General features: G+C 48.2%; 36 protein-coding genes and 2 pseudogenes. 10 read left to right on the forward strand and 28 right to left on the reverse strand.

Translation table 11 applies throughout. From position 1 onward, the window contains the following. Positions 1–432, reverse strand: coding sequence for a phBC6A51 family helix-turn-helix protein (locus tag NYE68_RS16325; protein WP_046341194.1), 432 nt, complete (start codon positions 430–432; stop codon positions 1–3). A gap of 16 nt (positions 433–448) precedes the next feature. After that, the gene (gene terL / locus NYE68_RS16330) at positions 449–2,203 is read right to left on the reverse strand and encodes a phage terminase large subunit (protein WP_342493937.1); all 1,755 of its coding nucleotides are present in this window, start codon (positions 2,201–2,203) and stop codon (positions 449–451) included. An 82-nt stretch (positions 2,204–2,285) separates the two neighbouring features. Here terL and NYE68_RS16335 point away from each other — a divergent pair, with 82 nt between their 5' ends. Beyond that, on the forward strand, positions 2,286–2,834 hold the full coding sequence (locus tag NYE68_RS16335) for a site-specific integrase (RefSeq protein ID WP_095352786.1): 549 nt from the start codon (positions 2,286–2,288) through the stop codon (positions 2,832–2,834). A gap of 204 nt (positions 2,835–3,038) precedes the next feature. On the opposite strand, the gene NYE68_RS16340 is transcribed toward NYE68_RS16335, so the two are convergent. The 4 genes from NYE68_RS16340 to NYE68_RS16355 form a co-directional block, all read right to left on the reverse strand. Further along, positions 3,039–3,431: a hypothetical protein gene (locus NYE68_RS16340; protein ID WP_095352785.1), complete on the reverse strand. Its 393-nt coding sequence runs from the start codon at positions 3,429–3,431 to the stop codon at positions 3,039–3,041. Positions 3,432–3,451: 20 nt separating this feature from the next. Next, positions 3,452–3,730, reverse strand: coding sequence for a hypothetical protein (locus NYE68_RS16345; RefSeq protein ID WP_095352784.1), 279 nt, complete (start codon positions 3,728–3,730; stop codon positions 3,452–3,454). A gap of 261 nt (positions 3,731–3,991) precedes the next feature. Then, the gene (locus NYE68_RS16350; RefSeq protein WP_342493938.1) at positions 3,992–4,171 is read right to left on the reverse strand and encodes a hypothetical protein; all 180 of its coding nucleotides are present in this window, start codon (positions 4,169–4,171) and stop codon (positions 3,992–3,994) included. A 983-nt stretch (positions 4,172–5,154) separates the two neighbouring features. Beyond that, positions 5,155–5,385: a helix-turn-helix transcriptional regulator gene (locus NYE68_RS16355; protein WP_025851577.1), complete on the reverse strand. Its 231-nt coding sequence runs from the start codon at positions 5,383–5,385 to the stop codon at positions 5,155–5,157. A 115-nt stretch (positions 5,386–5,500) separates the two neighbouring features. Here NYE68_RS16355 and NYE68_RS16360 point away from each other — a divergent pair, with 115 nt between their 5' ends. The 8 genes from NYE68_RS16360 to NYE68_RS16395 all read left to right on the forward strand — a co-directional run bounded on the left by NYE68_RS16360 (position 5,501) and on the right by NYE68_RS16395 (position 9,157). Beyond that, positions 5,501–5,647, forward strand: coding sequence for a hypothetical protein (locus tag NYE68_RS16360; RefSeq protein ID WP_342493939.1), 147 nt, complete (start codon positions 5,501–5,503; stop codon positions 5,645–5,647). Between the two features lie 205 nt (positions 5,648–5,852). Next, complete coding sequence (locus NYE68_RS16365) at positions 5,853–6,053, forward strand: hypothetical protein (protein WP_340763413.1); 201 nt, start codon at positions 5,853–5,855, stop codon at positions 6,051–6,053. A 105-nt stretch (positions 6,054–6,158) separates the two neighbouring features. Continuing rightward, positions 6,159–6,896 (forward strand): DUF2786 domain-containing protein, encoded by a 738-nt coding sequence (locus NYE68_RS16370; RefSeq protein ID WP_342493940.1) that lies wholly within the window; start codon positions 6,159–6,161, stop codon positions 6,894–6,896. Positions 6,897–6,909: 13 nt separating this feature from the next. Further along, complete coding sequence (locus tag NYE68_RS16375; protein WP_342493941.1) at positions 6,910–7,347, forward strand: hypothetical protein; 438 nt, start codon at positions 6,910–6,912, stop codon at positions 7,345–7,347. Positions 7,348–7,476: 129 nt separating this feature from the next. Next, entirely contained in the window at positions 7,477–7,656 is a 180-nt protein-coding gene (locus NYE68_RS16380) for a hypothetical protein (RefSeq protein ID WP_342493942.1), read from the forward strand. Positions 7,657–7,671: 15 nt separating this feature from the next. Continuing rightward, the gene (locus tag NYE68_RS16385; RefSeq protein ID WP_342493943.1) at positions 7,672–8,046 is read left to right on the forward strand and encodes a hypothetical protein; all 375 of its coding nucleotides are present in this window, start codon (positions 7,672–7,674) and stop codon (positions 8,044–8,046) included. A 98-nt stretch (positions 8,047–8,144) separates the two neighbouring features. Next, entirely contained in the window at positions 8,145–8,957 is an 813-nt protein-coding gene (locus NYE68_RS16390) for an ATP-dependent DNA ligase (RefSeq protein WP_342493944.1), read from the forward strand. Positions 8,958–8,995: 38 nt separating this feature from the next. Further along, a complete protein-coding gene (locus NYE68_RS16395) occupies positions 8,996–9,157 on the forward strand; it encodes a hypothetical protein (protein WP_189318614.1) in 162 nt (53 codons plus the stop codon). A 113-nt stretch (positions 9,158–9,270) separates the two neighbouring features. On the opposite strand, the gene NYE68_RS16400 is transcribed toward NYE68_RS16395, so the two are convergent. The 4 genes from NYE68_RS16400 to NYE68_RS16415 all read right to left on the reverse strand — a co-directional run bounded on the left by NYE68_RS16400 (position 9,271) and on the right by NYE68_RS16415 (position 12,241). Next, the gene (locus tag NYE68_RS16400; RefSeq protein WP_233662622.1) at positions 9,271–10,071 is read right to left on the reverse strand and encodes a hypothetical protein; all 801 of its coding nucleotides are present in this window, start codon (positions 10,069–10,071) and stop codon (positions 9,271–9,273) included. Between the two features lie 87 nt (positions 10,072–10,158). Then, positions 10,159–10,647, reverse strand: coding sequence for a hypothetical protein (locus tag NYE68_RS16405; RefSeq protein WP_342493945.1), 489 nt, complete (start codon positions 10,645–10,647; stop codon positions 10,159–10,161). Further along, positions 10,640–11,029, reverse strand: coding sequence for a sigma factor-like helix-turn-helix DNA-binding protein (locus NYE68_RS16410; protein ID WP_342493946.1), 390 nt, complete (start codon positions 11,027–11,029; stop codon positions 10,640–10,642). Before NYE68_RS16410 ends, NYE68_RS16405 begins: the two co-directional genes overlap by 8 nt. A gap of 33 nt (positions 11,030–11,062) precedes the next feature. After that, a complete protein-coding gene (locus NYE68_RS16415) occupies positions 11,063–12,241 on the reverse strand; it encodes an N-6 DNA methylase (RefSeq protein ID WP_342493947.1) in 1,179 nt (392 codons plus the stop codon). Positions 12,242–12,365: 124 nt separating this feature from the next. Here NYE68_RS16415 and NYE68_RS16420 point away from each other — a divergent pair, with 124 nt between their 5' ends. Continuing rightward, the gene (locus NYE68_RS16420; protein WP_342493948.1) at positions 12,366–12,746 is read left to right on the forward strand and encodes a hypothetical protein; all 381 of its coding nucleotides are present in this window, start codon (positions 12,366–12,368) and stop codon (positions 12,744–12,746) included. Here the strand turns inward: NYE68_RS16420 and dcm are convergent. From dcm to NYE68_RS16510, 18 genes and pseudogenes are all read right to left on the reverse strand, one after another. Then, positions 12,719–13,771: a DNA (cytosine-5-)-methyltransferase gene (dcm, locus tag NYE68_RS16425; protein ID WP_342493949.1), complete on the reverse strand. Its 1,053-nt coding sequence runs from the start codon at positions 13,769–13,771 to the stop codon at positions 12,719–12,721. The genes NYE68_RS16420 and dcm overlap by 28 nt on opposite strands. After that, complete coding sequence (locus tag NYE68_RS16430) at positions 13,768–14,334, reverse strand: dephospho-CoA kinase (RefSeq protein ID WP_342493950.1); 567 nt, start codon at positions 14,332–14,334, stop codon at positions 13,768–13,770. Before NYE68_RS16430 ends, dcm begins: the two co-directional genes overlap by 4 nt. After that, positions 14,331–15,341 carry a hypothetical protein gene (locus NYE68_RS16435; RefSeq protein ID WP_342493951.1) on the reverse strand — a complete coding sequence of 337 codons (1,011 nt, stop codon included), beginning with the start codon at positions 15,339–15,341 and terminating at the stop codon, positions 14,331–14,333. Before NYE68_RS16435 ends, NYE68_RS16430 begins: the two co-directional genes overlap by 4 nt. After that, positions 15,342–15,512, reverse strand: coding sequence for a hypothetical protein (locus NYE68_RS16440; RefSeq protein ID WP_342493952.1), 171 nt, complete (start codon positions 15,510–15,512; stop codon positions 15,342–15,344). It lies immediately after the preceding gene. Between the two features lie 506 nt (positions 15,513–16,018). Further along, positions 16,019–16,585, reverse strand: coding sequence for a 3D domain-containing protein (locus tag NYE68_RS16445; RefSeq protein ID WP_342493953.1), 567 nt, complete (start codon positions 16,583–16,585; stop codon positions 16,019–16,021). 28 nt (positions 16,586–16,613) lie between these two features. After that, the gene (locus NYE68_RS16450; protein ID WP_342493954.1) at positions 16,614–16,787 is read right to left on the reverse strand and encodes a hypothetical protein; all 174 of its coding nucleotides are present in this window, start codon (positions 16,785–16,787) and stop codon (positions 16,614–16,616) included. A gap of 3 nt (positions 16,788–16,790) precedes the next feature. Then, the gene (gene thyX / locus NYE68_RS16455) at positions 16,791–17,573 is read right to left on the reverse strand and encodes an FAD-dependent thymidylate synthase (RefSeq protein ID WP_342493955.1); all 783 of its coding nucleotides are present in this window, start codon (positions 17,571–17,573) and stop codon (positions 16,791–16,793) included. Next, entirely contained in the window at positions 17,574–17,807 is a 234-nt protein-coding gene (locus NYE68_RS16460; RefSeq protein ID WP_342493956.1) for a hypothetical protein, read from the reverse strand. 907 nt (positions 17,808–18,714) lie between these two features. Continuing rightward, positions 18,715–19,221 carry a deoxyuridine 5'-triphosphate nucleotidohydrolase gene (locus NYE68_RS16465; RefSeq protein ID WP_342493957.1) on the reverse strand — a complete coding sequence of 169 codons (507 nt, stop codon included), beginning with the start codon at positions 19,219–19,221 and terminating at the stop codon, positions 18,715–18,717. A gap of 88 nt (positions 19,222–19,309) precedes the next feature. Then, a complete protein-coding gene (nrdF, locus tag NYE68_RS16470) occupies positions 19,310–20,275 on the reverse strand; it encodes a class 1b ribonucleoside-diphosphate reductase subunit beta (protein ID WP_342494146.1) in 966 nt (321 codons plus the stop codon). 253 nt (positions 20,276–20,528) lie between these two features. Next, positions 20,529–21,914 (reverse strand): annotated as a pseudogene (locus NYE68_RS16475) (ribonucleoside-diphosphate reductase subunit alpha); the annotation flags it as partial. A 153-nt stretch (positions 21,915–22,067) separates the two neighbouring features. Next, positions 22,068–22,754 carry an HNH endonuclease gene (locus tag NYE68_RS16480; protein WP_095352763.1) on the reverse strand — a complete coding sequence of 229 codons (687 nt, stop codon included), beginning with the start codon at positions 22,752–22,754 and terminating at the stop codon, positions 22,068–22,070. Between the two features lie 103 nt (positions 22,755–22,857). Then, positions 22,858–23,580: pseudogene (locus NYE68_RS16485) on the reverse strand (ribonucleotide reductase N-terminal alpha domain-containing protein); the annotation flags it as partial. Beyond that, positions 23,564–23,920, reverse strand: coding sequence for a class Ib ribonucleoside-diphosphate reductase assembly flavoprotein NrdI (gene nrdI, locus NYE68_RS16490; RefSeq protein ID WP_342493958.1), 357 nt, complete (start codon positions 23,918–23,920; stop codon positions 23,564–23,566). The gene nrdI and the pseudogene NYE68_RS16485, both read right to left, overlap by 17 nt. Beyond that, positions 23,914–24,108: a hypothetical protein gene (locus NYE68_RS16495; RefSeq protein ID WP_342493959.1), complete on the reverse strand. Its 195-nt coding sequence runs from the start codon at positions 24,106–24,108 to the stop codon at positions 23,914–23,916. The genes nrdI and NYE68_RS16495 overlap by 7 nt, the downstream gene beginning before the upstream one ends. A gap of 5 nt (positions 24,109–24,113) precedes the next feature. Beyond that, positions 24,114–24,299 carry a hypothetical protein gene (locus tag NYE68_RS16500; RefSeq protein WP_045208673.1) on the reverse strand — a complete coding sequence of 62 codons (186 nt, stop codon included), beginning with the start codon at positions 24,297–24,299 and terminating at the stop codon, positions 24,114–24,116. Then, positions 24,296–24,436 (reverse strand): hypothetical protein, encoded by a 141-nt coding sequence (locus NYE68_RS16505; protein WP_342493960.1) that lies wholly within the window; start codon positions 24,434–24,436, stop codon positions 24,296–24,298. The genes NYE68_RS16500 and NYE68_RS16505 overlap by 4 nt, the downstream gene beginning before the upstream one ends. A 153-nt stretch (positions 24,437–24,589) precedes the next feature. Further along, on the reverse strand, positions 24,590–24,991 hold the full coding sequence (locus tag NYE68_RS16510) for a hypothetical protein (RefSeq protein ID WP_342493961.1): 402 nt from the start codon (positions 24,989–24,991) through the stop codon (positions 24,590–24,592). Between the last annotated feature and the right edge of the window lie 53 nt (positions 24,992–25,044).

A 25,044-nucleotide genomic window follows, 5' to 3' on the forward strand; every position in this document is an offset into this window, starting at 1 on the left:
CTATTCCTCCTCTCCGATAATGTCAGCCAGTTCTTCGAGTTCCTTCTCGATATCTTCGTTACTGCGGGCGCCTCCGTCTGCTTCATTGGTCGTTATCTGACGATCGGTCAGTAAGCCGTGGCGACGCATGAACAAGTCGATAGCTTTAACTGAAGGCTGCGGTCCTTTTATCAGCTTTAGGAGTTGCCCGTATACTTCGGATCGGTGCCCGGAAAGCATGTCGTCCGCTAATAGATTCATGTATTCGATGAATATCGGATTTTGAAACCGCCATCGATAGAGCGTCATACGACTTACACCGATTTCTTCGGCCAATGCGTCCTGACTTCGTTTGTTCCCGTCTTCGGGCGTGACTTCATTACTCGCAACGACTTGCGCTGCCTTGCGTTGCTGAAGCGTTAGTTTTGCTTCCAGCTCTTTCATCCGCGACATTTTATCGCCTCCTTTCTTATAGCCATCCCGGCTTCTTCACCATCCTTGTTTTCGGTCTGAATACGGATTCGAGCGCCTGCTGAAGCGCGTCGAGCGAATCAACGTAATCGCCGAAAGGATACTGCGCCATCTGATCGAGAAGCATCGTGTGCCTATCGTTCAGAATCAGCGTTTTGTTATGCAGCATCGGCTCCATCGATTGAATACGCTCGTCTTTCGAAGACTTATGCGATTTCACATCGTTCACGCGACACGTATAAAGACCTTCCTGCCGGACCCGCTCCTGAAGCTGACGATAATATTCGTGCTGCGCGTTTATAGTTTCAACATTGAATGAACGATGCCGATATTGTTTGATTTTCCGAATAATGACGTCAATGTATACGTGCGCCGGCTCCTTCGACGCGTATTCATCAAGTACGAAAATGTATCCGGTCGGCTCGTGCTTACCAAGCGTAATAACCGAGTTATAGCAAGACCGCGCATTCTTACCCTGTGCGATATCCCACGCCCCAACAATCAGAAGATCGCTGACCGGTATTTTCAATTCGTTGTACACGACGTATGCTGTTCCGTTCTCGTGGTAGTAGTGATAGTAAGCGTAGTTATCCGGGAAGAAGAACTGCTCGTCTTCACTGAAAGCCAAGTTTCGGAATTCCGAATTGTATGCGCGCGTTCCCATGTTTACTTTCTCGTGCATGAGCTCACGATAGGTCCAGCGCCAAGGCCACGCCAGTTCGACGCCGTCCTCCAACGCCTCTTTATGCGCTTCGTAAAATTCGTCAGCCTCTTCGATCGTTTCCGCTCTCGCATAGACCTCGCAGTATTTGTCCCATAATTCCGGATGTGTTGGCTCGCTTATGATCGCTCCGTGAAAGCTGGCCTTGAAATCCTTACGCTTCAGAACGTGGTTAAGAAGCCCGGTCGCTGAAACCATCGTCCCGACTAACACGATCGCGGTCGCCTTGGACCCGATAGGAACAACGACGGAGTTAAACCAGTGAACGAGCTTTTCACGCGCTTCCTTGGTTCCTTCGTTGTTTGTCGATGACGGGTCGTCAATTATTACGAGATCCGGCCGGACAGCTCCGTGCCTTTTACCGCGAAGCTGCTTACCGGAGGATGACGACTCAATAAGGATATTCGTCGTTGTAATGAACGCCTCTTCGTTATCCTTTTCGTTGCGGCTCGCCGACTCGTGCATCATAGGGCCGAAGTCTTCCCGCAGTTTAGCGTTAAACTTCATCTGCTTGTTAACCCATCCGATAAGCTTTTTCGAGAGCGAATCCGTCTCTGATATCACGAGAATGTATTTGCGCTTTCTATAAGCCGCCTGATGTAACGGCAAAGCGTTCGAAAACATACCGGATTTCGAGTGACCCCGCGCAGCCGCGATTGCAAGCCGCGCGTTCCTTTTCTCTTCGTTGACGTAATCGCAAAGCTCAAAAAACTCTTCGTGGATCTTCGCAATATCTTCAATGCCGTCGTGAGGCGTCCCGTCATCTGAATTTCTTACGACGTTATCCTCGTTTTCCGGGTTTAGGCCGTCGCTCAAATACTCGTAGGTGAAATATGCGATATCCACTTCGGCACGATGAACGCGCTTCAGCTTAATTAATTCGGCCTTGTTCTTCCGGAACATATCGATATGGTAATCGGTGGCTTTTTTCGCTTTAATGAGGTCCGCTAATCGGCGCACACTCTCGATCAATAAGTCGATACGCTCCTGCCGCTCTTCACGATCCAACCATTTTCCGTTAATATACGCCAAATTATCGCCCTCCTTTCGCTTGACTTTCGTTATTAATTTCGTTAATATGAATTTAACATATTGAGAACGGAGTGAAATTCGAATGAACGAAGTCCAACCGATTCGAGAAAAACGCCAAATAAACGCAATAAAAAAAGCCCTTCGTGGACGTGATCTGCTTTTATTTACGATCGGCATTAATTCCGGCTTACGTATTTCCGATATACTTGCGCTCAAAGTCGGCGATGTGCGCGGAAAGGACTTCGTTGCAATTACGGAAGGGAAAACGAAGAAATCAAAACGTTTCTTCTTCAATGCCGCAATCAAGAAAGCTGTTGCCGACCTGATTCCGGCCGAAGCAAACGATGACGACTGGCTTTTCCCTTCCCGGAAAGGTTCGAAGGCCATCACCCGTGTTCGTGCCTACGGCATCCTTAACGAAGCTGTTGAGCGCGCCGGCCTTTCGGATAAGCTTGGTACTATCGGTTGCCACTCATTGCGTAAGACTTTCGGCTATCACGCGTACAAGAACGGTACAGATCTTACGCTACTTCAATCGATTTTCAACCACTCGAAGCAGTCAGTCACGTTGAGATATATCGGAATCAATCAGGACCGGATCGACGAAGTATACGCGAATGTTAATCTATAAGACGACGGGCGCCCCAACGTTTGAGCCGTAGCCAGCGTAGGTGTGCTCGTCTTTTTTCGTATAATCCGGTTGCAGATCCGACTTCTTCCTGCCGCTTCCGTATTTCTGCGCCATATCGCAGCAAACACATCGACTTGCAATCGCATACTTCGAAATGGCGCGAACAATTGGATGGGGCGCAGTGGGATTCCGTTTGCTTATTCGTCATAGGCGATCGCCTCCGTTTAACTTTATCCACTGCGTCTTCTTCGTCGGATGCGTGTCTTTATATCCGAGTTTCGCAACTACTTCCCGCTCCCATTCTCTCTCGTGCGCAGTTTTAGGTTCGTCGTAGGCTAATATAACTTTAGTAGGGCGCGTTCCTTTATGTTGCCAGCCTACGGCCGCCTGACCTACCGCTAAGGCTCGGAAATGTAATCGATCATTGTCGAGGTCCTTAAATATGTTCTCGAGAATCCTTGCTTGCTCCGGTGTATCTACGACCATAACTACGAACTCTACTGCGTTCGAGACAGCGTTGAATTGACGGCGCATCTCATCGAATTGCTCCTTATAGCCTTCTCCTGCGGTGAGCTTAACGGTTATCTTTTCTCCCATCAGCGTCCAGCTCCTCTGGTTTAATTGGCGTCTACCTTTTCGTAATTATTTTCGAAAATATCCGATCTACACGGATAAAGTTCGTCTTCAATGCCGCGAATAATATAATCGCCCACTTGCGCAACAACTTCGCTACTCGGCGTTGTGATTTTGAGTCTATTGGATGCCGGATACACAAAGCACCGTTCTTTGTACGCCTCATCCCCGATAAATTTCCGTAGATTATCTATCGAGTCCTGCGTAACCCCGCCCCATTTTAGCGCTTCTATTTCCTCGGCCTTTCTGCGATATTTCGCCACCCTTTCGTCCTCCCTTCGAAATAACACGAAATTAGCGTTTCTAACGCTTACCCTACCGAATACCCTCCGTCTGGATTAAAACGGCTGTGACGCGCTTATTTCGTGGAATAGTCGTTATGTTAAGCCGCCATAATAACAAGCCTCGTAATATTCATCCCAACATCGCTCACACATATGTCGATCGTTTATATCATCGTAGTCTACTTCGCAATCTTTTTCGCAAACGTCGCATTTATGGGGCAACGTCTACACCTCCGTTTATCATTTCGTAATCGATTCGATGATTTCGAAGTTCGTCGTTCTACTTACCGTGTCGTATATGGAGGGTCCCCCGCAATTTACAGTGATCTTTATCGCGCCGTCTCCTTCGAGCATCCCCGCAAAACTTTCCGTTAATAGTGCTTTCTGGTCGTCTGTCAGCCGTTGAACCTGAATGAACAACGCGATCACCTCCGTTTAGTTGACGCCCCGAGTTCGAAAAATTGTGCGCAAGTTCCGGACAGCAGTTGCGCCGGTATTTTCGGGGGCGGTTGGGGGCCCGGCGTTTCCACGATTCTTCGTTTGGGTCATCGTATATTAAATACACATTTATGAATAACGAATTTAACAGAAGTAAATTGAGTTACATTCGAATCAATAGACAAACGTTGATATGATAACATTCGTCATCGTTTACTCATCGCAATTAATCGTATGTTCTTTATGCATTCGAGAACCCGCGCCACGCCTGCACCCTGCCGTATGCCATGTGCCGTATGCCATGTATAGGATCGTGCATATTGCGCTGGTCATTCGGTCTGACCCCCGTGAGTTTCGGAAGGGCTCATCCTCCGGTAGTGGCTCGTTGCTGTTCGCCTCATCACGCATCGCAACCGGACGTCTCCCCGCCGCCTTCCTTCCTATATAACTATACGTATGCCTATACGGTGTTACATATAGCGTATGTATGCCGGCTGTACCCCGCCTGCCTATCGCTAGGTTATACGGTATGTTACGTCCTTCTATTACGTATAGACAGCTAAGCCGGTAAATTATACGGTATTATCGTTGTCCTTCCGTTATTTATTTCGTTAGGTTAGCGCTCTATTAACGGATGTCTTCCGCTTGTATTTAAACATAGCGCTAATTCCGGTCACTTCGTTCCCTACATACGCGCAGATATTAATTAATCAGTACTTGATCGCGATAATACTGGACGAAGGCGTAGCCGAAGTTCCAGAGGCTTGTGATTCACAAGACTAAGAAGTGATTGAGCGCCTAAAACGGCTGTATCCCTTGCGGTTCTAAGCGCGAACCCACTTTTCGGTTGTACGAATAAAGTCGTGTTTTTGCCCGATTTGTACGAATAAAGTCGTGTTCATTATCATTTAGGTTATCGTAGTTGAGAATCGCAGGATAAACGAACCCATGAAAAAAGACGCCAACTATTCGTCAGCGCCTCCGTTTTCTTCGTCTACAAGGTCGATCAGTTCACGTATGTCTTTTATATTCAACGCCGCCGCAATCCGGCTGAGATGGTCGAGCTGGATACGTTCTCTATGTCCGCGGACTAATTCACTTATTGTATTCGGACGGATTCCGGTTAGTTCAGCGAGTTCGCCCTGCGTCTTGCCCGAGCGCTTTAGCGCCTCGCCTACCTTTATCTTTGCGATCATTTCCGCCACCTCCTACGATTATTATAACGTAAAAACGATATTTTTATCAATAACGCATTGACGTTATAACGTTTATGCGATATAATTAAAGTAACGAAAGGAGGTGAACGGTAAATTGATTGACATCATCATAAAGCTTTCAGCGCTCCTAGGCACTTGGTTAGCGATTTTCAAACTATCACTAGAACTTCGCAAGATGCGCAAAGAGGCGAAAGCAAAAGAGCGACGGATTCCGACCAAGAAACACCGTCGCCGCACATAATCCAGCGGGGGCGAAAGCCCCTGTCAATCAATTATACCACGTATGAAACGGATTAATACCACGGAAATTTTGCTAATTATCGTCCTTGTCTCATGGATCGCGAGCATGAATTTCGCCAAGCTTTCCGCGCTCGATTATATCGGAATCGGATCGGCGATCGTGTTTTTTGTCCTTCTGCTCTTACGGCGGAAAGGCGGTGTGGAAAATGACGCTTGATATAAGACGCCTGTGGTCGGATACGCCGCCATTAACGGCGCAACAAAAAGCGCAGATCCTCGACCTATACCAACGACCGATGACGCTATTTCAGGACAGCGGGCGCGCGTATCAGATCGGTTTTAATACGGTGCTTACCTACTTCGGGTACTTAATCGAAAAGGAAACGGAGAGCCATAACGATGATTGAATACACTTGCCATGATTGCAATTACGCTAAGTTAGATATCGAAATCAAGCCGGACGCGTGCTGCCCTACGTGTGGTACGCGGCTGGAAGTTGAGGAGGAAATCGTATGACTTCTACGCGCAACGAGTCGATCATAAAGAAAATTCGCGGCCTATTGGCAATTGCAAACGACAATAAAAGCGATGAGGAATCGCAAAGCGCGTTCCTATTGGCGCAGAAACTCATGATTAAGCACGATATTTCCTCTGGTGAGATAACGGAAAGATATGCCGAACAAGAGATCGTAAAAGGTCAGGCAACGGCTTATAAGCGGCTTTTCTGGTGGGAACGTTCGTTATCACGAATTATCGCGGATAACTTCAAAGTTGAATTTTATTACAATAATAAACGTTTTGACGGTGAGCAAAGAAGGAAGAAAACTGTAATCTTCTTCGGTTATGACAACGATGTGCAGCTTGCGAAAGAAATGTTTGTACTCGCCTATGATGCGATTCAGTTCTACTCAAAGCGTTTCATAAATTCCTACTATGACGAAGAATACGCCACCAGAACCGTAAAAAAGACCAATGACCTAAAAAACTCTTACATGAAGGGCTTCCTTGACGGGCTTAAAGAAAAATTCGCCGAGCAGTTGCGTCAGATGAAAGAAGAATACGGTTTGATGGTTATTAGACCGAAGGAAGTAAGCGACGCCTACAAAGAGCTTTCGAAGTCGTTCGGAACTGCACGCGCAATACAAGTCCCGGATATTGAGGAAATGTTTGCGTATAGTAGCGGTCATCGCGACGGAAATACCATCGATTATACAAAATCGACTATTGACGACGAATTTGTCGGCTTCTAAAGGGGGAAATCGTATGAAACGTTTAGCTAAATCGCTCGTAATCACCGCAACCTTATTAACCGGCACTATTGCGCTGGCTCCGCAAGCTGACGCAGCATGGTCGGGTTGGCAGACGGAGAAGTTCGGACACAAGGCGCGGATATATACGGACGCAACCACGTACAGCAGCAGCGCGACCACAGTCGATTGGAAAGCCGAGAAGAAAGGCGGCACAACGCTGTACTACACAGCCGGCGTATACAAGAAGCGCAGCGGCGGCGGGCTGGTTGATACGAATTTAGTACAGCGGGGCAACTTCAAAACGTCAACGCCGCTGAAGTCGTTTAATGCGAAATCGATCCGCAGCAAGACCGGCAAAGGCACCTACGTTATTCAGATCGACTGCTATTCGGATTCAGGCAAGCGCAAATACGTCGGTACGTTTGAGTCAGCGAAATTCAACGTTAAATAATGAACGAAATGAGCCGTTTCAAGCTTTCGGATACCTATCTACCTGAACGCGTCTGAAGCGGCTCTCTCATTGTAATTTCGTGGTATAATCGTTCTATACAACGATGTAGGACACGGAGGTACAGCGAAAATGGAGGAAAAATACGAGACTAACGGCATTGATACGTCGATCACTTACGAATACAAGGAATTTCCGGATAAGCGCGCAGGACGATGCGACAACTGCGAATATACGCTGTTCAAAAGCTCGGTGAAGAGCGGGAAGTTTCTTCGGGAGTGCCGGCGGTGTGGAATGAAAAAGAATATTTAATAGGAGGCTATTTCTTTGGAAAAGAAAAATTTTGATAAACTCGTTCAGAAACTACATTTAAAACACAGCAAACAAGTAGAAACACTCGAATTATTTGAGGTTATTGGTACTAGCTTTCGAGCGCTTGAGCAAAAACTGAAATACATTCTTATATCAGATGAAGATTCTTACATAGCCGTATCCTCTCACAAAATTTCAGCGCAACTAGTAGGGGTTAAGGCGGATCTTCATGTGTCTGAGGGAGAAAAACCCAAAATAGAAGTATTCAAAAACGGATCACATTTGACTTCAATTGAAACGTTCGGCCCTCAGCAAGCTTCTTTCGAAGACGGCCGCCCAAAAGACAAGCACGAAATAGCTGACCAGCTGCTAGGGCTGCTTTTCCTCTAAGATGTCTGATGGATAAATTTAACGACACCTAATCACTTCGTTCTAGCCGACTCTTACTATATCATTATAGTATTACGAAGCTGAAACGAGGTGATTTTTTGTTTATTTCGCCAATGCTATTAGAGTCCGCAAAAGACCCGTTCGACTCTGACGACTACATTACCGAAATCAAATTCGACGGTATCCGCCTGCTCGCATCCAAAGATGAAGGCCGCATACGCCTCTACACGCGCCACAACAACGAAGTCACCGCTAAATTCCCCGAACTCCACACGCTACAGATACCGGACGGAACCGTACTCGACGGCGAGCTTATCGTACCCGGACCGACAGGCGCCGGAGACTTCGAGGCTATGATGGAGCGGTTTCAATCGCGAAGAAGCTATCATCCGATAGTATTCTGCGTGTTTGATATATTGCGTCTCGAAGGTGTATCGGTTACGTCGAAGCCTTTATATGAGCGAAAGGAATTATTAACCGGCCTTGCCCTCGACCACCCAAACGTTAAGATTGTCGATAGCGTTACCGGTAATGGCCGCGCTGTTTTTGAATTAGCGAAAAGCTCCGGTATTGAAGGCGTCGTTATGAAGCGCGCTAATTCACCCTACGCGGAAAATAGGCGGTCGGACCGTTGGCTGAAGATCGTCAACTACGAATATACTGACGTTTGGATTACGGGTTACCGCAAAGAAGATAATGCGCTTGTTTTAGCGTATGAAGACGGTGCTTACGCGGGACTGATGGAGTTTATGCCGCACGCTGAACGGCGAAGATTTCATTCGGAGCGGGTAGACGTAGGAGAAACGGATAAATACGTGAATATAGAGCCGATAAGATGTCGCGTGAAACATCGATTTAAGACGCGCAAAGGACTGTTGCGTATACCTTCGTTTGATTCGTGGAAGAGCTGATGGTATATTTAAGGCACAAACACCGGAGGAGAATACGAATGGACGATAAACAATACGCTCGCATTGCGCTTACTAACGGGCAGTATGCAGGCTTTGAATTACCTACGAATCTAAACAGCCGCGACATAGCAATCTTAAAATCGCAGATCGAAGTTCTTGAATTACAAACGGAAGATGACGAAGAAAAGACGCCCGTATAAGGCGTCCTTTTTCGTTCTATGCTCCGCGTGACGGGCTCGCGCCCCTGATAATGCTTTCTAACGGACTAGCTCCTCGTGGCATCCCCATTCGTCTCACCTCCGATATAGTAAAATTATACCTTCTTAACGTTGAACAGCGCAATTAACGTTTTGTCCGGCGTCTTAGACTGTCGATAGAATACGTTAGGATTAAACGTATAGCGCTCCGGCTCGCTGCCGACTTTAATGCGCGCAACAACGTACTCACCGTCGAATTTCATTTGCTTCAGGCGCCGGCCAAGCGTATCAGAAGTAACGCCGATCGCCGCCGCAAGCTCCTTCTTATTAAACCAGCGGATGCGCCTCGGATTCTTTTCGAAAGGATTTGCGCACAGAGCGTTTGTTTCGTAGTGAATAAACGGAAGCATACGATAGATCAGGCCAATGTCAGTCGCTTTCACTTCGCTGTACACACGTTTAATCTTCGCGCTGTATAGCTTAACGACTTGCTGACTACCGAAATTACCTTTGAAGTGGTAGCGGTCATTTACGCTGTAACGGCCGCCCTCTTCTCGGATAATGTCGTGCTCGGTACAGGCGGAAAGGAAGTCGTAAAAGGTCATCCGTTTTTTACCGAGCTGCAAAACGTCCATCATGTCAGCAGTGGTCATCGGTGTTTTGTTGCGGCTTGATTTGATTAGTCCACCGTTGTAGTCGACGTAACACTGAAGCAGCATCAGGTAGCCGCACTGTGCCGTCGTAAGAGCATCATAGACTTCGTGAATATTAGACATGTTGGCGTTTGAGAAATCACGCCGATCAGCCGTCTTTTCTTGCTGTTGACGAAAGGCTACGTCTTGGTTGCGGTGCCGCAGCGTGTACATTTCCGACCAGTCTTCGCCTGTCTCCGTATTAATAACTCGTAATCTCTTCATTATAACGTCTCCTTTTTCGCAAAATAAAAGAGCGCTAAACGGGCGCCCTCATAACGTATAGACAACTAACGCGGTAAAATGCGGGTATTAGTGATAAACTTTTTCGCCAGTTGCGATATTTACGGTGAATTGGCCGTTATACTTTCCGTTAACAAACGCCGAATAACGTTTCCTTCGCTCTTCATTCCGTGCCTTGGCGCGCTTATCCAGTAATTTATTTTCGTATGAAGAACGTGGCCTGCGAATCGGTCGCCCTTTATAGGAGCCGGTTTGGTCGTATTCCTCCGCCAATTTATCCGAAGCTTCACGTTTGTATCGCTCTTCGAACTGGGTTTCGCTCATGATCGGGTACTCTTCGCGTGTCACCTTATCCGGATGCGCGTCGGATAGCTCTTCATGGAGTACGAGATTAGCCATTCGCTCAAGCGCTGATAGCTCCGGTTGCTCTCCGGTAGAGTCGTAGTAAGCGTCTGCTAAGGCCGTGATTGCTTCAATACGTTCACGCCGCGTCATCTTGCCGGCCTTGGTAAGTGTGTACATTTCCGTAATCGTTTCGTGCAAAATCGTTTTATCCATCAATCCGTCCCCCTGTCGTGTATCCTTCGCCGTGACCGGCCCAATAGTAATAAATGTCCACAAGCTTTTCGGAGGCTCTGTCGAGGGCTTCATTTACGTTCTTTTGCGCAATACCCATCCGTTCGCCCGCCTCGGCTTGCGTTAGTTCGCCGAAGTAAACGAGCTCGATTGCCTGCCGTTGCCGATCCGTTAAGCCGGCGAGTTCGATCGCCTTGTGAATGTCGATCAGCACTTCCACGGCCGCATAGTCGCCGCATCGCTTCCGGCTGACGAACTTCTGGTAATCGGCGAGGAGCAACTTGACGCCTTCTGCGTTATCTAGCGCATATGCGGCGTTAAACTCGCGATCCTTTCGGTGTAGATCGACTTTGACCGTTCCCATACGTAAAACCTCCTTCGCGCTCTAGTAATCGCGCTATCTATCGAAATAATTGCGAACGATTTCGTCCTGCCAATCGAAATCAAACGAGCTCACCATACGACCATTCCACTCGACCTCATCACCCGCGCCTAACGTTAGTTCATTCCAGCGATAAGGCCCCTCTGGAAAAGTGGCCGCGGCATCCCTTAAGCCGTCACACTGACCGTTGCCATGTGAGAAGAAGAATGCCTCGTTTCCTTTATCGATTCCGTGCCAGCTCGGTAAATGCGGGTATAGATTTTCGCGCATAAGATTATCGTCAGTGAAATCGTCAACAAGTTCGTCAAGTTGCGTTAGACCCTCGCCCGACGCATCTGTTGACTTTCCTTTCGAATCCCATCCAATATCTGTTACTTGCGAAAAATAAGCAGGCGGCTGACCTTCGAGAAATTTTGCGTTATATTCCGATATGTCGATGTCACCGCCTCGTCTGAAATTTGAGCTCCATTTCGTAGTTGCCGGCGATATTAACTCCGTTCTAGGCGGTGCTTTACGCAGTATTAATATCTGCGTAGGAATCGTAGTACCTACGTGTTGGAACGTTTCTCCCGGAAGTAAAATAGTCGCGACCTGCCAACACGTTTCGTGCATGAGCTTCCGAAGCTTAGATGCATAGTTAGCGTAGGATAGGCCTAACGGAAGTACAAACGCAATATAACCGCCGGGCTTAACCGCTTTGATAGCGAGTTCGATAAAAGCAACCTCCGACTTGCCTCCGTATTCTCCCTTCTTTTTAATAATTGACCGCCATTCCTCGCCTTCTTGCGGCTCGAACTTAACGTTCACTCCGTATGGCGGGTTGCCGATTACTAGATCGTAATAATCTCGGCGGCCGTGTACTAGCGCGTTCCCTTCGATAATCTCAGCGTCTGGATATAACAGCGATGTTACTTTTGCACTTGTTTTATCGAGTTCTAACGCTGTAATGTCGGCGGCCTTCGGCGCATGTTCGAGAAATACACCGGCACCCACGGAAGGTTCTAAAACCTTCGGAGCCTCAGGCAGCCGCGGCTTTAATACATCCCATACGAACTTTGCAACGTGAGTAGGTGTGAAAAAGGCCCCACCGCTAAAGGCATTCGGAAGTAACCCGCCTGCCGACGTATAGTTTTGCCGTAAGAATTCAATATCTTCTTCAGTTATTTGGTCGCGTTCCTTCGCGATAATTTCCATGGATTTAACGTTGCCTTCCCATCGTTTGCGATCAGCTTTCCCTATAACAATCGCCCCCTTTCGTTTGACTTTCGTCCCAAAAGCGAATATAATTACCGTATAATGTATAATCGAGGTGAATTGCGTGGTTATTAACTGGATTTCAGCGCAAAGTAATGACGCTTACATAACGCTTGATAAACAGCGAAGAATATACGTTTCGTCCGGCGCACGTAAGATCATCGGCCTGCCCGACAAAGCACCGTTTTACCTGACGATCGGTTACGATGACGAAGCGAATCGCCTTGTTTGCGCAAAGCCTGAAAGCGTAAAGGCCGATGCGACTCCGTTCAAATTCGATAAGCGTTCGTATAATAAAGCCGCAAGTAAAGTAATCAAGGCGGCCGGCTTTAAAGACGAAGACCTTCCGCTACGTTTTCAGATGATCGGCGAAGGGGAAGCCGCAAAGCAGCCGTATATGGCATACCCTTCCGGTGTTTATGCTTTCGATTTAAATCGCAATTGATCCGCCAAGGCACCTCCGATATACCACGCTACACGCGAAGCGATTCCGTTACCCACAATCCGATACTGCGCCGATAAAGAAATATCGTCTGGCAGGATGTATGTGTCTGGCGCAGATTGGATTCGGAGACATTCACGGACGGTGAAGCGTCGTGGTGGTTTCCCGTCCTCTTCCGGATGTAAATGACAAGTAGCTTTCGCCAACACAGACGCAGTAATTGTTAATGCGGGTTCGTCCCTCGACATTCTCCGAAGATAAGTCGTCTGGCCGCCTCCGCTGTAAAACGCTCCTTTCATAAACGCTTTTTGTTCATCTACTGGGAGACTGCGCCAGTTACCGCCGTCCGGTATTTTGTGTGCGTAAGGTTTTTCGTCATTTCGCAGTCCATAACCTTCGTTATTAACTTCCGGTAAATCTCCGATAACATCTCGCAATACTCTCGTCTGATAATCGCCTTCTAACGGCTTCGGAAACTCGAATGTAAAGCCGAGGTCTTTTCGTATTCCGACGATAAACACGCGCTCTCGCTTCTGGGCTACTCCGTAGTCCCACGCGCTCATAACCCGCCAACTAATCTCGTAACCTATTTCGTTAAATTTCTCGATAAGCGCATCGAATGTAGGGCGGTGGCGCTTCGTTATCAACCCTTTTACGTTTTCAAACACAAAAGCTTTCGGCTGCTTTGCCGCGATGATTTCGAGGTAACGCCATACTAATTTACCGCGCTCACCTTCTGCGCCGGCGCCTTTGCCTGCGACCGAGAAATCCTGGCACGGAGGGCCTCCGAAGATAACGTCGGTATCCGGCAAGCTGTCGATATCAATTTTGTTAATATCCGCCTGCTCAACGTAATCACCGAAGTTATGACGGTAAGCTTTAGCGGCATTCTTATCGAAGTCCAATGCTTTTACGATAACGTAGCCGGCCGCCTTGAATCCGATCGCACCGAGTCCACCTCCGCAGAACAATTCGAGCACAGTCATTCCGTTTGTTGGCTTTTGCGGCGTTAAATTAAATTTCGTCATAGCATCGCCTCCATTAGCGCATCCAGTTTCGCATAAAGCTGCTCGTACGTTCCATCGTTAACAATTTCGTAATCAACTTCGAAAGTTTGCAGCGCTTTTTCAGTCGGATGATCAAGCGCTGCTAAATCGAAATCGTCGCCGGCTTTTCGTGCGCGTTCGATCCGTAATTCCTCCGGCGCTGTAATGCGAACGATCGTAAATCCTTCGGCGCGCAGCCGGTCATATTCGTTCTGCTGTCGCACGTCTTCGATCAGTACGCGATTCTTTAAGGACGGAGATAATCCGCAATCACATTTGCGTGAAAAGAGCGCCGTGTATGCGTCTACTTTCGCCATGCATGCGTCTATCCAGACGTTCTCTCCGAATGCCTCACGCGCCCACTGTCCGAACTTCTGATAATGCGCGCGCGGCTTCGGTTTTTCAGGTACGGAAGGGAAAGCGCGATGGAAAGCCGCCTTTAATTCGTCGCTGAAGGCGAACTTTTGGAAATCGTAATACATCGACAGATAGCCGGCGGCCTGCGACTTGCCTGCGCGTAACGGGGCGGTCAGGGCGAGCTTCATGGGCGCTCCTCCTCGGTTGCTCCGGAAACAAATTCGATATCGTGCGTGGTGAATTCCCCCGCCGCGGCGTCAATACGGATATGCCTTACACCACGCAATTTCTTACCGTCTTGATACACGTCAAACGCATCGCCAATTTTCCGTTGAATAAAAACTAATGGCGCATCAATCGGAGCGCACTCTGCAGCCTTCGTCGGCTCCTTCAGCCGCGCTAGCTCTTCGCCGAGCGTCCGGTTGTCTTTGTGCAACGTGTCGATTTCGTCTTTCATACGCTTCATTTCCTCGTATAGATGATCGTATGTCTCCTCGTTCTCAGCGCAATCTTGATCGACCTGCTCCTCTAGCGAAGCGATATCTCGCTTAATATCCGAAACGTCATTTCGTAAATTAGCGATTCGACCCGGACCCATTTCGTGCCATCCGAGGTTGTCAGTGATACGACTGACTGTACGCTTCAATTCCGCAATCTCTTGCGCTAAATTGGCGATAACGTCGATCGGGTCGGCTGGCTTCGGTTCGTCTTCGGTGGCTTCGACCGGGACGAGGACACGGTATGATTCGTTTGCTGGATCGAGAAATTGTTCGGCGTCATACCCTGTGTCTTCGAGCTTTATCAACTCATCGTAACCCTTAACGGTAGATACGAACCCCTTCGGAAAATCATGGCTCTTAGTTACGATAATCCTGTCGCCAACTTTAGCAACCCGGCAAACCATCTCGTAGCGCTGACCATCAATATGAACGATGTCGGTCGGTTCGAGTACGCGGTATTCAAAATCGAAGATATCTCGATAACACGGCGTCTGTATGCCCCTACTGCAACCGAGTAAACTTTCCACCTCAAATATATCTCCGTTATTATACGGATCTTCACATTGAACGTCTGCGTTTACGATGACGAGCTTCTCGCCAACCTCCGCCTTCCGATCGACCTCTACGTATTCGCGCTTGATGCCGCCGAGTGTTTCGTCAGCCAGTACGTGCCTAGTTGCGTTAGTTTCCGTCATTTATTCCGCCTCCCCATTTTCGAATTCTACTACCGCATAATCAAGATGGTTTAGAAAGTCTCCGTACGGACCAGCGTATTCAATCCGTTTCACATCCGCGTTTAGTCCTTTCTTACGAATATAATCGTTTATCGCGTTCTGTATCTCCGTCTGGCTTAACTTTAATTCCATCCGATCCCCCTCCATAAATGACGTCATTTCTAACGTTAATTAATGCCGCCTTACAACACTTCGTTTTATAACTTTGCGGACTGATTCCCACTCTCTTTGTCTCGGTAAAGCTTTCACTTCCGCACTCCATACATTCGAAACGGACGATAGGTCCGAAGCACTCGAGAGTACCTGTAGGGCTGACGTTATGCTTTCGCAACTCATTCTCAAACGTAGGATCTCCATCCCGGTACGGCTTCTCTAGCTCAAAAAGAGCGTAATGTATCAGTTCGTGCCTCAGAGTATCAATAGCGGCCTCTTTACCCCCGTAATCTAGTAAGATACCACTAAGCTCTATACAATCAGCCTTCTTGCTTCTATGAATAAACTGACCTAACGTTCTTTTAAGCCGATTGTTTCTTCGTATGGGGATTCGCAGATCTATACCGTAGTTTACTGAGAGAAATCGGCGAGCTTCTTTGGTCATTTCCTCGATAGTTATCGCCACTACACGGATCACCCTCCCGTTAATTTATTACGCGAACCTGCACCGACTGCCGCCCGAACTGCACCGCGTCGGCTTCATTCGGAACTAATACGTCAATCTTGGCGCCCTTAATTGCGCCTCCAACATCTTGCGCCACTGCTTCGAACGTCGTTCCGTCTGCCTGCCGTACCTCAACCGTTGAGCCTAACGCAATTACTGACGGATCGACCGCTATAATGCGTTTGCCTCCGTGGTAGATCGTATGGCTGACGTCGAGGCCGGTCGCTGTGGTTCCGGCACATCCTTCCGCGCAATAAGCCGTATAAGCAGACGCCTCGAACGTTTGCCAGCCGGAAGGCTCTTCGTTCTCCTGCGGCGGCTTCTCGTGTTTTTCGTTAATCCGCGCCCTAACTTCGTCTTTTACGGAAGCAAATTCGGATTCAAGCGCCTTTATCTTCGCATCCTTGGTCGCCAATTCAGCGTCCTTGCCTTCGATAATGGCTTCCGCCTCTTGGAGCGCATATTCTTCTTCGGTTATGCGTGGCGGGTCAGGCGGGGGAAGTTCCGGTGGCTTGGCGGTTGGATTCGTAAGTAATTGCGTTGACATCGCTAGATTCGTTAGTATACCGATAAAATCAGTCCTTTCTTAGGCGCTCTTTCCGAATATAAAAGAACTCACCTTCGCGATATTGTTTTCGTTTCTCGTTTAGCGCTGATGCTTCCGTATCGTGAACGGAGTGTAACCTCGCTTTTCCATTACTTCCGAAATTATCGGCATCGTCATACAGAAGATAAACGTATTCACTCACGCCTCAAACCTCCTCGAAAAACTGGTCCGTCCACGGTTCCACGTCGACCACTTCGCGTCTTAACGCTTCGGCTAATTCGGTGATTTCCTTTTGCGCGCCTTTTCCGGGCTTACGTTTAGAATAGAACGATAACAACGCGGTCAGGTTCGCAGTCATTACGAGATTCGTTGCGGCGGCATTCGGTAGGACGGCTCTCGCATCTTCTGCGGGCACCCCTGCTTCTCGTAATTTATCGTAGGCTTGTTGCGCTATCTCCATAGCTTCCGCGAATATTTCTGTAGCAGGACGGTCGTTGAGTGGCGTTCCGTATACAAAGTCGTACATATTCGCCGTTTTATCACTCGTAACTTTCTCCGGAACCACATAATCGAACCCGCCCGATCTATCATCGCTCCCCATCCGCACATACCGCTGTGACTGTACGCTGAAGCTAAAACCAACGCGATGCCGTGTAAGTTGCGCCAATAACGCCCGGCTGACGCCCTCAATCGCAAAGGTGAACGAGATATGCTCTAACGTCGACGAATGGCCCGAACGGACGATATGTCGGAACAATCGGTCGGCGTCCGTTCCTGCGCCGCCGTCTGACGCTTTGGAGCCGAAATACTTGGCGCCCTCCTCTGCGACGATTTCGGTCGGTTTGTTGGCGCTGTAACACGTTCTGATTGCGGTTAGGGCTACCGCTTGGCCGTCCGTTTCATCAGCGAACGGAACAAACGTATCTAAGAAGCTACGAGAGACTTGCGTATGCGCGATAAGCTGTACGTTCATTTTGGTTTCCGCCATCTATTCGTCCTCCAATCCGACTTTCGCTAGAAATTGTTTTCCTTTTTTAACTGCCTCAGAACGTGTAGGCGCCTCCATTAGTCCGAAAGGAGCGTCCGTATCTTTAACGGTAAGTTTTTGACCGCAAGTAGTTTCCACAGTCGTGTAGTACGCAGAGTGCAATTCCTTACGCCCTTCTTTCATAAAATTCATATGTTTTGCGCCGACTTTTCCTGTAAATTTAACTTTCGTCATCTATTCTCCTCCTCCGTATCCACTATGAGAACTACTTCCGAATAATCCGATTGAAATCACTAAGGCGGTTATAACAGCCGACGATATAAGAGGAACCAAAAATACTGCCAATCCGGCATAATTACCTGACTCAAACGTTATAAGTTGCGTGATCAAATATGCGAAAACGAAAACGTATGATCCGTACGTAATCCAAAACCTCATTTATTCGTCCTCCAATCGGTTTAGTGCTTCGCCGTTTTCTCGAATAGTTTCGTTAATCAATAATCTGCGAGCTTTCTCCTTCGTAGTTATTCGAAATGTGCAATCATCTTTTCCGTACATCTCGCAGTTAACGACGTAATCGCGAAAAAGATCGTTCATATATTCAATGTCGCCACATCCGTGCAGCTTGCCGTTCATAAAGCACGCATATATTTGCGACATCTAAGCACCCTCCTTAGGTAGGTCATTCAGTCTCGCGTACTCTCCAAAATACTTTATTGCTGCAGCATTATATGCTCGTGCCGCCTTCTCTGCTGAATCATACTGCCCTAAAGAGATAGGCTTTTTGTTTACTCGTATACACGCTCTCCATCTTCCTTGGTCTTTTCGGTACTGTACTCCCTTATAACCCGATGAGTTGGTAGAAGGTTTTATCGAGTTAGCAATATTTTGGCTTGCGGTAGCAATTCTAAGGTTATCCCTTCGATTGTCTAATCTGTCTCGGTTAATGTGATTTACAACAAAGCCCTTCGGAGGGTTCATAATCTCCCGATGCATTCGAACAGTTTTGAATTTCCCATCATTATACACAGTGCGAGCCGCGTATCCATCGGAACTTCTCCTGTGCCATTTATATTTACTCAAACCATCGAAGTCCTCTTCACTCACTAAACAGATTCCACCATTAGATAAACTAATCTCTTTATACGGACGATCCACTGCTGCCAAAACCGCAATCACCTCTATCCGAGTTACTAAGATCATCAACTTCCGCAAACACTGCCTGTTCTATCGGCTTAATTATTCCCTGCCCGATACGATCACCTTTGCGGACGATGTACGTAGATTTCGGATAATAAGTTCCGTCAATATTCTCGACCTTCCCGTTTAGGGTACGTAATCTGGGAGTCGATCCCCATTCTTCTCGCGCAATATTATCGACAATCACTCCGACCTCGCCCCGATAGCCTGCGTCGACCGTACCTAGCTGCACACGCAGATTAGTCCTCAGCGTAATACCCGATCGCGGTCGGATCTGCATTTCGTATCCCTCAGGAATCTCGAACGCCAAGCCCGTCGGCACACACGCAGTTGCGCCCGGTTCGATAATTACGTCCTCTGCCGCCACTAGATCGAAGCCGGCGTCCGTTGCGTGCGCATAAGCCGGAATCTGTGCGTCCGGTGATAACCGTTTAATATTTACGTTCATTTCGTCTCCTCCTTCGTAACGTCCTCATATATAACTGCGTACTAACTTCTCCATAAATAACTGCGAATCTATTCCGGAAAATGGACGCTTATTCGCCGAAATAAAAATCCGAATCTTTTAGCGCCTCGACCGTTGCCTTCTTATAACCGTTTCCTTTTTGCGAGAAGAAGTCGTGCGATTTCGTCTTCGTATTTAGTCCGTTCATGACGATCGGATTCGGCCTTTCCTCTTCGAAATACGGATCGAAGCCGAGGTTTTGTAGCGCCTTATTCGCGTTGTATCGAAGGAAGCGTTTCACATCGTGCGTTAAGCCGACCACATCGTAAAGATCCTCGGTATATGCGACCTCATTATCGTACAGTTCCGTCAGCAGCTCGACGGCAAAGTCGCGCATCTCAAGCTGGACGTCCGGCTCTTGCTTTCCGTATATCTCTTGCGCCAATAAGCCGACGTACACGCCGTGGATCGCCTCATCGCGAATGATAAGGTTAATAATCTCGCCGCTGCTCGTTAGCTTGCCTTGGCCAGCGAAATATAACGGATAATAAAATCCGGAATAAAACAGGAAGCTTTCGAGGTAAACCGAAGCCGCAAGCGCCTTATACAGCGAAAGGGTATCGCCTTCTTTTATGTCGCGATATAGGCCGGTTATCAGCGCCGCCTTCCGCTGCAAATACGGATTCGTCTTAACCCATTCGAACACTTCGTTAATTGTTTCGGTAGGCGCAAGCGTCATGAATATATTCGAATAGGACTTCGCATGGACAGCGTTCTCCATCATCGCCATAAAATTCAGGACGGCTTTGCGTTGGTGGCCGGCTATGTGCTGCGCGATGATCGGCATGCCCGTATTCCCCTGCTCCGTATCTAATAGCGTTAGGCCGGCAAGCCCCCGCATATAGGTCGTCTGCTCGGCCGGGCCCAACGCCTTCCACGAAAGGAGATCGCCATTTAGCGAAATCTCCTCCGGGAGCCAGAATTGCTTAACGTTCTGCGCGTAGAACATTTGCGTGAAGTCGTCTTCGTGGCGCGACCAGTCGGCCGCCGTATGGATTGCATTTGCGTTCGTCAATTATTCGTCCTCCTTTCCCCGTCCCGTTTGCCTTTATGCTTAACTACACCCAACACTTCCGATGTCTTGATCTCGTCCCGGTATCCTAATAAGCAATTCAGTATCGGGGAGTCTTTATGGCGAACTTCGAGGTACCCACCTTCATACGCTTGAATAACTTTCGCACTAATTAATGTACCCCCGAAGTAGTAGATAATTATGTCTCCACGTCGTATACTTTTCTGTCTCTCCTCACTTAAACCGCGCATGACAAACACCCCTCCTGTGTCGTATCTTTAGTCCGTGCATAATAAAGCGTCTTGATTCCCTTATGATGAGCGTATAAGTCAATCCGATTCAGATCGCGCGTCGTCATCGTATCTTTCAAGAACAGCGTAAATGAGATGCCTTGATCGACGTGTTGCTGAATCGTTGCGATCATATCGACGACTTTAAACATATCCATGTCATACGCTTCCTTGTAGAAAAACCAATTCTGCGGCGACAACCCCGGCATCGGATAGTACGTCTTCGAATTACCGTACGTACGCTCCTCGATGCGCTCCATAATCGGCATGACCGACGCAGTGGCCGACTGCACATACGAAATAGATCCCGTCGGTGCGATCGCAAGTCTGTACGAATGATATAGGCCGTGCTCGCGAACACTATCCGCTAACAATTCCCAATCTGCTACAGTCGGTAACCAAACGCCCTCAAATAACGTTTTAACTTTGTTTGAGATCGGATGATACTCGAAGCAAGAATTAGTGTATTTATCGAAGTAACTACCGTCGGCATACGTCGACCCCTCGAATCCCTCGTACGTTCTTCCGGTCTGCTGCGCCAATTCATTCGAACGCACCAGCGACCAATAATTCACCAACGCGAAGAATACGTTAGCAAAATCCCGCGCTTCCTCCGATTCATAAGCGATACCGTTCTGCGCTAGATAGCCGTGCAAATTCATCGCGCCAAGTCCGATCGAACGCATCTCGCGGTTAGCTCGCGCAACAGCTGGCGCGTTCTTGATATTCGAAGTTTCCGAGACTCGCGTGAGGGCATCGACGGACAGCTTAACGATCGTTTCGAAGTCTCCGTTTGCCATAACGTTCGCAACGTTGAGCGATCCGAGGTTGCACGAAATATCAAGGCCGATTTCGTCTTCTTCGCCGTAGTCGGTGTATTCCGATACTTGCGACGCCTGAAGAACCTCCGAGCACAGATTCGAAAATTTAACCTTCGATACGTGGCCGTTCGCGTGCTCAGCGTTAACGTTGCCTTCGAACATGATGTACGGATAGCCCGATTCGGAACGTAGCACAGCGAGCTTTTCGAGGAGCTTGCGCGCGTCGATCTTCTCTTTACGGACGGCCGGATTATCGACGAGCTGATCGTACATCTCTTCGATATCCATTTCGTCTAAGTGCTGGCCATACGCTTTGTAAACGGTGTGCGGATAGAATACGTAAGCCGGCCGATTCTCGCGCGCCAGTTCGATGAATTTATCCGGGATAACGACGCCGATGGAAAGCGTTTTGACCCGGACGTCCTCATCTGCGCTGATTTTCTTCGTATCAAGGAAATCGTGAATATCCGCATGGAATACGTTAAGATAAGCCGCGCCTGATCCTTGTCTTTGCAGACCATTCGGACGTGTTCGCTAGGCACGCCCCGCCTTCCGGCTGCTCCGTGTTACCACGAAGATTAGACTATATCTTCGCCCGCTTGGGGCGCCTCCCGTTTCGACCGCCAATCGCTTGCGGCCTACGCCTTTCGGCTAGTCGTTGCACGTTCAAGACGTTTGGTCCAAATGATTCCACCGTTGCCTACAACAGATTTTATCTACGATAGACTTACTCGCGTATGAGTGCTTAATCCGAACCTCGTTGAGTGAGAGGCCGCTGCGATAATCCGAAAGTATTTCCCGCGCTTGTTCCTCAGTGATTTTTGATGCTGGATGACGCGCTCCTTTCCGCAAAAGACCCGTTCTTGATGCATGTTGCGCATTCTCTTTCGGAGTTACCCATTCTAGGTTTTTGATATCGGCGTTTGCTTTGTTTCCGTCAATATGATTAACCATCGGTAAGTTCTTAGGATTAGGAATAAAATGCAGCGCCACTAACCGATGGACATTCCTTTCGAATCGAACCTTGTTTCGAAAGAGGACTACTTTTAAATAGCCTGATCCATCAATCTTAGGTTTGACCTCGGTCATGGTTCTCAAATTAACCACGCGGCTTAGGTTAGTAATTCCGTATTCAGGTACCCCGTTTATTGGTTTTAGTTCTTCACCATTTTGTAATTCAAAAGGTATCTTTGTCTTCCTGAGCCCCATGCGCATAACTCGATGGTTAATCGCTTCCCTAGACACTCCTAATATCTCACCGATCTCTCTAGCACTCATCTTGTGGTAATTTTCGCGAATAAAATCTTCATCTATCTCCAATTTGTTGTGAGGTTTTCGTCTTGCTTCGCTCATGATTGTCCTCCTTTAGTAGTTTGTGGCCCTACCGCTTCGAGGAGTTCCCATGAATTAAAGAGGTTTTCGATCGCCATTACTGACGAAAGGGGCCAATTTAACCCATCTGATCCGCATATCTGAACGCATGGTCCAGCAACTTCATTACGCCTACGACGCCTTTTGTCGCGTTCTCTACGTCCTTGATCGCTTCACCTTTCGCCCGCAGTTTCGATAAATTAAGCGATACGCCGCCGCCAAGCTTCGAGAGCTGCATCGAAATATCAATCGCGCGACTGATATCGTTAAGGGAATCGTTAACTTCGAGCAAGAAACACGAAACTAATTCGCCCCGACGCTTCCGGCCCGCATTCAAGAACGTCGGCGTTGACGGCTGATATTCTTGCCGCATAATCAGATTTACGTACTCGATCGCCTTGGCTGCGTCGCCTCCCGCAAAGAACAACGCGACAATAGAAGCGCGATCTTCGTAGCGTTCGAGAATCTTCTTACCGTCGTTCGTCTTCAGCGCGTAGTCGTTATAGAATTTGAACGCGCTCATGAACGAAGGGAAACGGAATTTGTGCGCATAGGCCGCCTGATAAACCGCCTTGATTTCATCGAACGTATAGGCGTCGAGGAATTCGGTTTCGTAGTAATCGTTCTCGCGCAGATATTCGAGCTTCTCGCCTAGGTCGTGGAAAAATACGGTGTTTTGATTTACGTAGTCGATAAAATAAGCGCGGACGGCTTCGATATCCTTTTCGAATTGGAACCGGCCGTCCTTCTGTATCATGATTTCGTTATTAAGTTCGATATAGCTTGCGTGTTTATTCGTCAAGCTCATTCACCCTTTCGATAAATTGTCGTACATCTGTGTCCGTGCCCGCTAGTTCAAAGCGCCCGACAACCGGCACGCCGTATTGTGCCGCAATCACATCGGCCGCCTTTGCGTAATTATCGCCCCAGTTACGGTTCCCCGACGCAGCCACGCCCGCAAGATAGTCGCTGTTATCCGCAAGGAAGTCCGAAACTGTGCCGGCGACCTGACCGAAGCCGTACGTACCAGTCACGCATACGAACGGCTCGGCTAGCATCAGGTCCGGCTTAATTTCGACGGTTGCTAGGCCGGTCTTTGCGACAAATCGGCGGACGTTGCCGGTCAGCGAATAGTAGGCGATTAGCATTCGGAATCCTCTTCGTCTTCTAGCGAGTCAAGTTCGTCTTCGATATCGGCGATCTGATCCTCGATATCGTCAATATCGTTCTGAACGTCCTGTATCTCATCGCGCAAATCTTCAAGTTCGCTTTCCCTCGACCGCAGTTCGATTTCCAACGCTGATAACGCGCTCTCAAGTTCTTCACGTTTATGCATCCGATCTACCCCTTCCGTCTCTCAATTTCCGCCTCAACTTCGTCCAAACGCGCCTGTGTCCGTTCACGTTCGATGCGCTCTTCGATCAGTTTCCGGTCGTGGAAGTTGATGGCGGTATCACTTTCGATCAGTTTTTCGTTAAGCCAGCGTTTCATATTCCGCAAACCTTCGTCAGTCGCTCCGTAAATCATTCCGCCGCCCTCGCTTTCTCGCGTTTATGTGCGCGATATGGTTCAACGATCAGCCATAAGATAAAACGGACGATTCCGTAAAGCCCGACGAGAAGCAGGCCGAAAACGGCTGCTACTGTAAGGATCGCCCTTGCCACGGGAAACTCCGTAGGCCATCGGAATATTTCAGCAAATAAAGCTATCAGCGAGCCCAAACATAGTCCCGCAAGTACCATCATCAGCCGCCGCTTAAACACTCGCATCACTCCAAGTCGATTTTATATTCAGTAGTAATCGTATCTTCCGGTATTTTACTTCCCTTTACTTGTTTGTAGTTTAATATCTGGGATGATCTCCTCCGGGCGGAACAGCACTTTGTAATGGTAAGCATCCTCGTACTTAGCATCTGTCTGCTCTACAAAATAACTCACGTTGTCACTCAAGCCGAGGTAATGTTTTTTGTACTGATCTTTCCCTACCTTACAAGTGACGGTTATCTTCTTTGCACTGCCTGTATCAAGCGCACAAAGTCCCTCAACAGTTAGTAAGTACTTGTCAGTAATCCCATTGAAGAATACAACTCTCCTCTGTACTTCGAATGAGTCAGCAGACTTCGACAGGTTTTCTGATACAGTATCTGATTCTGAAGAGCAGCCTACCAGTGAGATAATTGCCGCAAGACCAACAAACATCATTACAAGTCTCTTTTTCATATTATTGTTTCCTCCTAATTTTTATCCCGCACAGTAGGCTACTTCTAATCTTC

The sequence above is a fragment of the Bacillus sp. FSL R5-0447 genome, from assembly GCF_038606125.1.
In the GTDB taxonomy this organism is placed as follows: Bacteria; Bacillota; Bacilli; order Bacillales; family Bacillaceae; genus Bacillus; species Bacillus velezensis.